The following is a 3,521-nucleotide window of genomic DNA, read 5'->3' on the forward strand; positions in this document are numbered from 1 at the left end:
CGGTGCCGTTCGCCCGGGTCGGTGGCGGCGAGCAGGGCGCATCCGGGCACGGCCTCGGCCGGCCGCACGATCTCCCCGGAGACCTCGACCAGTCCGGAACCGACCGCGTCGGTCAGCGCGTCCGCGCCCTCCCCGGTCCGGGTCCACACCCGGTCCAGCGTGCGCCGGTCGAGCCGGTGATCCACGGCGGCGAGCACGACGACCCTCCGGCCCGCGGGCGACAGTGCGGACAACCGCCCGCGGACCGTGGCGCACAGTCTGCTGTCGGTGGGAAGCCCGGTCGGTGGGTCGGCGCGGCCGCTGAGCTGGTCCACCGTGACGGCCGAAGCGAGTTCGACGAGGGCGAGCACGTTGCCGTCGGCGAGGTCGAGCAGGCTGTCGGCCAGGTCGTGGGGCAGTGCGGGCCCGAGGTGGTCCCGCAGCACCCGGTGCCCTGCGTCGGGCTCCAACGGCCCGAGCCGCAGACGGGGGAGTTCGGCCAGGAACTCGGCCCGCCCCGCCGGGATCGCGTGGTCGGTGCCGAACAACACGACGACGCCCAGGTGATCGAGTCTGCGGGCGGCGAACGCCAGCGCGGCCAGCGACTCCGTGTCCAGTTCGTGCGCCGAGTCCACACAGCACAGCGTCGGGCCCTCCGCCGCGGCGGCGGAGAGCAGCGCGTGGGTGGCGGCGCGCACCGCGATCGGGTCGACGTCGGCGGAGAGCCCGAACGCCCGGTGCAGCGGATCCGCCTGCCCGGGCGCGAGCCCGGACAGCAGGTGGTCCAGTGGCCGCAACAGCTGGTGCAGACCGGCGAACGGAACCTCCGACTCGGCGACCGTGCCCCGGGTGCGCAGCACCCGGAACGTCCCGGCGCGGTCGGCGACCTCGTCGAGCAGTGCCGTCGTGCCGACGCCGGACCGGCCCATGACGACACGCGCCGCTCCGGTGCCCCGGGAGGCGTCGTCGAGCACCCCGGTCAGCACGGCGAGTTCGCGGTCGCGCCCGTGCACCCGGAAGGCGTGCGCGGGTGTCGCATTCCACACGGCGAGCATGCCGACAGTGTTACCGGTCGGTCACCATAAGGAAAGAGTTGCGTAAAAGAACCGACCGATCAGCGGTTCTTCTCGTCCCGCCAGGCCAGCCACTCACGCAGTGTGGTCAGGTCGTACTCCGGGCCGCCCACCGAGACCGTGAAGGTCGTGATGCCGAGGTCGAGCAACTGGTCCCCGGAATCGGCGGGGCTGCCGCTCACCCCCACGGACCGTTCGATGTCGGCCGGGTCGCGCCCGACGTCGGCACAGTGCCGGTCGAGGATCTCGACCTTGCGCGCGGCGGTGTCCACGTCGCCGAAGCCGTGCCAGATGTCGGCGTGCTCGGCCGTCAGCCGCAGCGTCTTCTTCTCGCCCCCGCCGCCGATCAGGATCGGGATCCTGCGGGTGGGCGGCGGGTTCAGGGTGTCGAGCCTGCGCCGGATGCGCGGCAGCGACTCGGCCAGGTCGGCCAACCTGCCGCCCGCGGTGCCGAACTCGTAGCCGTACTCGACGTAGTCCTTCTCGAACCAGCCCGCCCCGATGCCGAGGATCAGCCTGCCACCGCTGATGTGGTCGACGGTGCGCGCCATGTCGGCGAGCAGGTCGGGATTGCGGTAACTGTTGCAGGTCACCAGCGCGCCGATCTCCACCCGGGACAGCGTCTCCGCCCAGGCGCCGAGCATGGTCCAGCACTCGAAGTGCTTGCCGTCCGGATCGCCGCTGAGCGGGAAGAAGTGGTCCCAGTTGAACACCATGTCGGCACCGAGATCTTCCGCCTCGACGGCGGTGCGCCGCATGTCGGCGTACCCGGCGTGCTGTGGCTGCAGCTGGAGTCCGATGCGGACTCTCCCGCGGTTCGTCGTGGTCATGAGGTCGAGCGTACTGAGGACGGCGCACTCGCGCGCGAACGACGGCGGGCGCGGTGCGCGCCGGTGAGGCGCGCCGCGGCGAGACGCCCGGAGATCAACACGGGCGGGATGCCGACGCCGGGCACGGTGCCGCATCCGGCGAGCACGGCGTTGTCGATCCCCCGGACCCGATTGGCGGGGCGGAACGGCCCCGTCTGGACCAGCGTGTGGGACAGCGAGAACGGCGTTCCCGCGGCGAGTCCCCGCTCCGCCCACGTCCGGGGGGTGACCACCTCGTCGATCTCCACGTCGTCGGCGAACCCGTCCAGACCGCGCCCGGCCAGCGTGCGCAGCAGTTCGTCGCGGTAGGCCGGTGCCAGCCCCGGCCAGTCCAGCCGCCCGGTGTGCAGGTTCGGCGCCGGGGCCAGCACCGAGAGGACCTGCCTGCCCGGCGGCGCGAGGCCCGGGTCGGTCGCCGTCGGCCGGGTCACCAGCAGCGACGGATCGCTCATCAGCCGTCCCTCGCGCGCGATCTCGGCGAAGGTGCGCCGCCACGCGCCCCCGAAGAACAGGGTGTGGTGATCGAGTGCCGGCCAGTCCCGGTGGGTGCTCCCGTGCAGGACGACCGCCGACGGGGAGTACCGCAGGGGGACGGGGCGCCGTGGCCGCGCCCGCAGGAGGGCGTAGGCCGTGGTCAGGTCGGTGGCCAGCACCACCGCGTCGCAGGCCAGACGTTCCCCCTCGGCCGTGACCACGGCCGACACCTGTGACGACGCACGTTCCAGTCGTGCCACGCGGGTTCCGGTACGGACCTCGCCGCCCGCGCGTCCGAGTGCTCCCGCCAGGGCGCGGGCGAGGGCGCCCATTCCCCCGCGCGGGTGGTAGACACCCGCCACCGTGTCCATGTACGCGATGACCGCGTAGGCGGCCAGGGCGCGCGCCGGGTCCAGCCCCGCGTACAGCGACTGGAACGAGAACAGCCTGCGCAGCCGGTCGTCCCGGAGAAACCGCCCGATCGCCGGACCGAGCCTGCCGAACCCGCCGAGGACGGCCAGGCGCATCAGTTCGGGCCGGGCCAGTTCCAGCGGGGAGTCGAAGTCACTGCCGATGAACCGGTCGCGCTGCACCTCGTACAGCGCGGTCAGCCACCGCCGCAGCCGCCGGTAGCCCGCCGCCTCCCCGGGGCCCGCCACTGATTCGATCTCGGCCTCCATCGCCTCCGCGTCGGTGTGCAGCGCGACGGTGCTGCCGTCGACGAAGTGCGCACGGTAGGCGGGATCGAGCCGCACCAGGTCCAGCCACGCCGCCGTGGTGTCCCCGACCGCGGCGAAGGTCTCGTCGAGCAGCTCGGGCATGGTCAGCACACTGGCCCCGGTCTCGACGGTGTGCCCGGCGCGTTCGTCGTCGGCCACCCGGCCGCCCGGATCCGGACGTCGCTCCAGCACCGTGACCCGTCTGCCGGATCCCAGCAGGTGGGCGGCGGCCGACAACCCGGCCAGCCCGGCCCCCACCACCACGACGTGCCCGACACCACTGTCGCCCATGTGTCCTCCTCGCCTCCGGTTCGGCTCGGCGGACCGGAGGCGGGCGGTGCGCGCGAGCGTCAGTAGTTGCGGCGGGTCGCCCGGTCCGCGAGGTCGGCGAGCCGCCCGGCCGCCGG

The 3,521-nt window shown here is 73.6% G+C and carries 3 protein-coding genes; all 3 read right to left on the minus strand.

Annotated features, from left to right (window positions below):
- Positions 1–1,034, minus strand: a 1,034-nt coding sequence (locus SACHA_RS0111430) for an AAA family ATPase (protein WP_019809821.1), incomplete at its 3' end; no start/stop codon positions are given.
- 59 nt (positions 1,035–1,093) lie between these two features.
- The gene (locus SACHA_RS0111435) at positions 1,094–1,882 is read right to left on the minus strand and encodes an LLM class F420-dependent oxidoreductase (protein ID WP_019809823.1); all 789 of its coding nucleotides are present in this window, start codon (positions 1,880–1,882) and stop codon (positions 1,094–1,096) included.
- A complete protein-coding gene (gene crtI / locus SACHA_RS0111440) occupies positions 1,879–3,405 on the minus strand; it encodes a phytoene desaturase family protein (RefSeq protein ID WP_019809825.1) in 1,527 nt (508 codons plus the stop codon). The genes SACHA_RS0111435 and crtI overlap by 4 nt, the downstream gene beginning before the upstream one ends.
- Positions 3,406–3,521: the final 116 nt, after the last annotated feature.

The organism is Saccharomonospora halophila 8 (genome assembly GCF_000383775.1).
GTDB classification, from domain to species: domain Bacteria; phylum Actinomycetota; class Actinomycetes; order Mycobacteriales; family Pseudonocardiaceae; genus Saccharomonospora; species Saccharomonospora halophila.